This is a genomic window from Streptomyces sp. NRRL B-24572, assembly GCF_002156145.1.
Lineage (GTDB): Bacteria > Actinomycetota > Actinomycetes > Streptomycetales > Streptomycetaceae > Streptomyces > Streptomyces vietnamensis.
Map to the genome: position 1 here is coordinate 1 of NZ_MWIG01000882.1, position 4,403 is coordinate 4,403.

The following is a 4,403-nucleotide window of genomic DNA, read 5'->3' on the forward strand; positions in this document are numbered from 1 at the left end:
GCGCCGCCGAGGACGGCCGCCGCCAGGGCCGCGGTGCCCGCCACGGCGACGGCGGCCACCGCCGCGACCACCGCACCGCGCCGACGGCCCCGCCCCCGCGGCTCCCCGTGGCCGGGCGGGGGCGGTACGTCGCCGATGCCGCGCAGCAGCAAGGGCATCGTCTCGGAGGCGTCACCCACGGCACCGGGGTGCCCGTACTCGGGGTACGCCTCAGGGCCCGAGCCGACCGGGTACGCCCCCGGCCCCGCGGCGCCCGGATACGCCTCAGGCCCCGCGGCGCCCGGGTGCACGCCGGGGCCGGTCGCCGTCGAGTACGCCTCCGATCCCGAGCCGGCCGGGTACGTCTCCGGCCCCGCGCCGTCCGGGTGCGTGCCCGGCCGTCCCCCCGTCGGGTGCACCGCCGGTATCGGTGCGGTGGGGTCGGTCTCCGGACGGATCGCCGCCAGCTGGGCGGTCGGCGGGTCCTCCGGCGCGTACGCCGGCAGGTGTGCGGTCGGCCGCCCGTCCGGCCCCTCGGGCGCGTCCAGGCTCACGTACGGCCTGATCCGCAGCGGATCGAAGTCCTCGGCCGCCGCCGTCTCCGCCGCCCGGGCGCAGGCGCAGCCCGGTCTGTGTACACCGCATTCAGGACAGACGTGTCCGGTCATGATGGGTCCCCTCCCCGATACCACTGCGAGCGATTATGCAGGCCGACCGTGTACGGCGGGCGAACGACCGTGCCCTTCGGCAGGCCATAACGGGACATTCAGATCAGGATGGAGGGGCCGCCCACGGAGACGGAGACGAAGACCCCATGGCCCAGGACACGCACCCGTCCCAGCTCGGTGACGCCGCCGCCCCCGTGCCCGGGGAGGGGCAGAGCCGTCGCACCGTTCTCGTCGCGATCGGCGCGCTGCTGCTCGGCATGCTGCTCGCCGCACTCGACCAGACCATCGTCTCCACCGCCCTGCCGACCATCGTCAGCGAGCTCGGCGGCATGGAACACCTCTCCTGGGTGGTCACCGCGTACATGCTCGCGTCCACGGCCGGGACCCCCCTCTGGGGCAAGCTCGGCGACCAGTACGGGCGCAAGAGACTCATCCAGGGCGCCATCGTCCTCTTCCTCGTCGGCTCCGCCCTCTGCGGCATCGCCCAGAACATGCCGCAGCTCATCGCCTTCCGCGCGATCCAGGGCCTCGGCGGCGGCGGTCTCATGGTCCTGTCGATGGCGATCGTCGGCGACCTCGTCCCGCCCCGGGAACGCGGCAGGTACCAAGGCCTCTTCGGCGCCGTCTTCGGCGGCACCAGCGTCCTCGGCCCGCTGCTCGGCGGGCTCTTCACCCAGCACCTGTCCTGGCGCTGGGTGTTCTACATCAACCTCCCCATCGGCATCGTCGCCCTCTTCGTGATCGCGGCCGTCCTGCACCTCCCGGTCCGCTCCACCCGGCACACCATCGACTACCTCGGCACCTTCCTCATCGCCTCGGTCGCCACCTGCCTGGTCCTGGTGGCCTCCCTCGGCGGCACGACCTGGGCGTGGGGCTCGGCGCAGATCATCGGACTCGCGGTCCTCGGAGCCGTACTCCTCGTCTGGTTCCTGTACGTGGAGCGGCGGGCCGCCGAACCCGTGCTGCCGTCCGGGCTGTTCCGGATCCGGACCTTCAGCCTCGTCTCGGTCATCAGCTTCGTCGTCGGCTTCGCCATGTTCGGCGCGATGACCTTCCTGCCGACCTTCCTCCAGGTGGTCCAGGGCGTCACGCCGACCATGTCCGGCGTCCACATGCTGCCCATGGTCCTCGGCGTCCTGATCACCTCGACCGCCTCCGGCCAGATCGTCTCGCGCACCGGCCGCTGGAAGGTCTTCCCCATCGTCGGCACCGCCCTCACCTGCCTCGGCCTGCTCCTCCTCCACCAGCTGACGGAGACCAGCTCGACCTGGTCGATGAGCGTCTGCTTCTTCGTCTTCGGCGCCGGACTCGGCCTCGTCATCCAGGTCCTCGTCCTGGTCGTGCAGAACGCCGTCCCTTACGAGGACCTCGGCGTCGCCACCTCCGGAGTCACGTTCTTCCGCTCCATCGGCGCCTCCTTCGGCGTCGCCGCCTTCGGCACGATCTTCACCAGCCGGCTCACCGACACGCTCGGCGAGGTGTTCGCGAACGCGGGAAGGGAACTCCCGCCCGGCACCGGCCCCGGCCGGGTCGCGGCCGACCCGCGCGCCATCGCCGAGCTCCCGCCCGAACTGCGCCCGCAGGTCCTCCACGCCTACGCCACGTCCATCACGGACGTCTTCCTGTACGCGGCACCCGTCGTCCTCGTCGCGTTCGTCTTCGCCTGCCTCCTGAAGGAGGACAAGCTGCGCGCCTTCGTCACCGCCCCCGACACCCACCGGACCCCCGCCTCCGACGAACGCGCCCGAGCCCTGTCCCTCCTCGACTCGGGGGAGGGCCGCAAGGCGATCTACGCGAAGATCACCGCGCGCGCCGGGCTCGACCTGCTGCCCGCCGCGAGCTGGCTGCTGCTGCGCATCCGCCGCCACGGGACCGTCGAACCCTCCCGGCTGGCCGAGACCACCCCCGTACCGCTGCGAGCGATCACGGAGGCGTCCCGGCAGGTGGAGGAGCGGCGCCTGGCGACCCGGGAGGGCGCCCGGCTGACCCTCACCGAGGACGGGGTACGGGCGGCGACGGCACTGGCCGAGGCCCGGGAGGAGTCGCTCGCCGAACTCCTCGGCGACTGGTGGGGACCCGAACGGCCCACCGACCTCGTACAGCTGATGGAGGAGCTGACGGCCGAACTGTGCGGCTCGGACGGGGAGCGGCCCCCCACACCCGAGCCGCCCGGCGACCACCACACCTGAACCCGTCCTCGCGCGGGCTCAGAGCTCCTTGCCGTACCAGACGTCCATATAAGGACCGGTGCAGTACGCAGGGATCCCCACGTACCCGTGCCGCGCGTACAGGGCGCGCGCCTCGACCAGGTCGAGCCGCGTGTTGAGGACCATCCGGCGCGCCCCGAGCTCCCGCGCCTCCTCCTCGAGCCTCCGCAGCAGGGCGCCCGCGCCGCCCGCACCGCGGAACGCGTGCCGCAGGAAGACCCGGGTCAGCTCGGCGCGTTCGTCGTCCAGCATCAGGACCCCGCCGCAGCCGGCCGGCTTCCCCTCGAACCGGGCCACCAGGAACTGCCCGGTCGGCGGAGTCAGCTTCTCCACCCCGTCGTCCGCCAGCCCCTCGTCGATCTCCGCCTCGGTCGCGGGCCGCTTCCAGTAACGTCCGGCCACATCGCCGTAGTAGTCACGCCGCAGGGCCGTCGCGTCCGGGGTGTCGACGCGCTCAGGGGAGAAAGTCCAGGTCATGCGGGCCATTCTGCGACCCGCACGACCATGCTCGCCGCCGAATTACTTGGGCGAGGCCTGCTGGACGACCTCGAACGACCACAGGGTGGAACCGGACGCGGCCGGCTTCGGCCGCTCCCCACCCTCGCCACCGCCCTGGTGGGCGGCCTTCATGGAACCGTTCATCCAGTTCTGGAAGTCCTCCTCGCTGCGCCACCGGGTGTACACCAGGTACTGGTCGGTGCCCTCGACCGGACGCAGCAGCTCGAACCACTCGAACCCGTCGGACCCCTCCACGGCCCCGGCCCGAGAGGCGAACCGCTGCTCCAGCACCTCACGCTGCTCGGCCGGCACGGTCAGGACGTTGATCTTTACCACACTAGGCACACGACACCTCTCAGGAAGCACAGGCCGGGCGCTGCGCCGAGCCTTGATCATGTACGTGCAGTCTCTTACATCCGCCCGTCAGAACGACGTGAGGACGACTCCCGGGTGTCCCCCGTGGCGCAGCGCGCAGCGCCGGCGTCGGGCATGCGCTGCCGGCGGTCTCCGGTCCCTCGGGCCGTGGGTCCCGGTCCTACCGCTGTGCCCACCACGTCCCCGCCGCCCCGCCGACCGTGGTGACCAGGGCGACGAGCCACCCGGGTACGCGCTGGATGATCACGTGCATTCCCCCGGCGCGGAGTTCGAACGCGGGGCGGTCCGTGGTCTTCGGGTCCCCGGTGCGGGTCGTGGTCATGGTTCGCGGTCCTCTCGCTGGGCTTCGGTCACGCGGTTTGCGTGTCCTCTGGCTCCTGTCGCACGCCGTTGCGTGACCCGGAGGGAAGGAAGGACCCGACGCGACGACGTGACGTGGGGATGTTTCGTTGGTGCGTCGCCATGCCGCGATGAGGGATGTCCGAGTCGGAGCCGTTCGCACCTCAGCTCGCGAGGTGAGCTCATGACACCGCGGCCGGCGGGTGGTTCGGCGGGGCGGCGCGTGTTCCGAGCCTCTTCCGGAGGTCTTCGACGCCCCCTCGGCCCATCGCGCCGATCACGGGAAAAGCGTATCGCTCCCGACCCCCTGGCCGTCATGAGCCGTATGCGTACAAAA

At 71.9% G+C, this 4,403-nt stretch carries 4 protein-coding genes and 1 pseudogene; 1 reads left to right on the forward strand and 4 read right to left on the reverse strand.

Annotated elements, in window-relative coordinates; genetic code table 11:
- Window positions 1–647: pseudogene (locus tag CCN56_RS45280) on the reverse strand (hypothetical protein); the annotation flags it as partial.
- Window positions 648–793: 146 nt separating this feature from the next.
- Between CCN56_RS45280 and CCN56_RS37625 the strand changes: the two are divergent.
- Window positions 794–2,836 (forward strand): MFS transporter, encoded by a 2,043-nt coding sequence (locus CCN56_RS37625; RefSeq protein WP_086832181.1) that lies wholly within the window; start codon window positions 794–796, stop codon window positions 2,834–2,836.
- 18 nt (window positions 2,837–2,854) lie between these two features.
- On the opposite strand, the gene CCN56_RS37630 is transcribed toward CCN56_RS37625, so the two are convergent.
- The 3 genes from CCN56_RS37630 to CCN56_RS43665 all read right to left on the reverse strand — a co-directional run bounded on the left by CCN56_RS37630 (window position 2,855) and on the right by CCN56_RS43665 (window position 4,049).
- Window positions 2,855–3,340: a GNAT family N-acetyltransferase gene (locus tag CCN56_RS37630; protein WP_086832182.1), complete on the reverse strand. Its 486-nt coding sequence runs from the start codon at window positions 3,338–3,340 to the stop codon at window positions 2,855–2,857.
- Window positions 3,341–3,373: 33 nt separating this feature from the next.
- Window positions 3,374–3,697 carry an antibiotic biosynthesis monooxygenase gene (locus CCN56_RS37635; protein ID WP_093876324.1) on the reverse strand — a complete coding sequence of 108 codons (324 nt, stop codon included), beginning with the start codon at window positions 3,695–3,697 and terminating at the stop codon, window positions 3,374–3,376.
- Between the two features lie 190 nt (window positions 3,698–3,887).
- Window positions 3,888–4,049, reverse strand: a complete 162-nt coding sequence (locus CCN56_RS43665) for a hypothetical protein (protein ID WP_179200133.1) — start codon at window positions 4,047–4,049, stop codon at window positions 3,888–3,890.
- Window positions 4,050–4,403 lie beyond the last annotated feature (354 nt).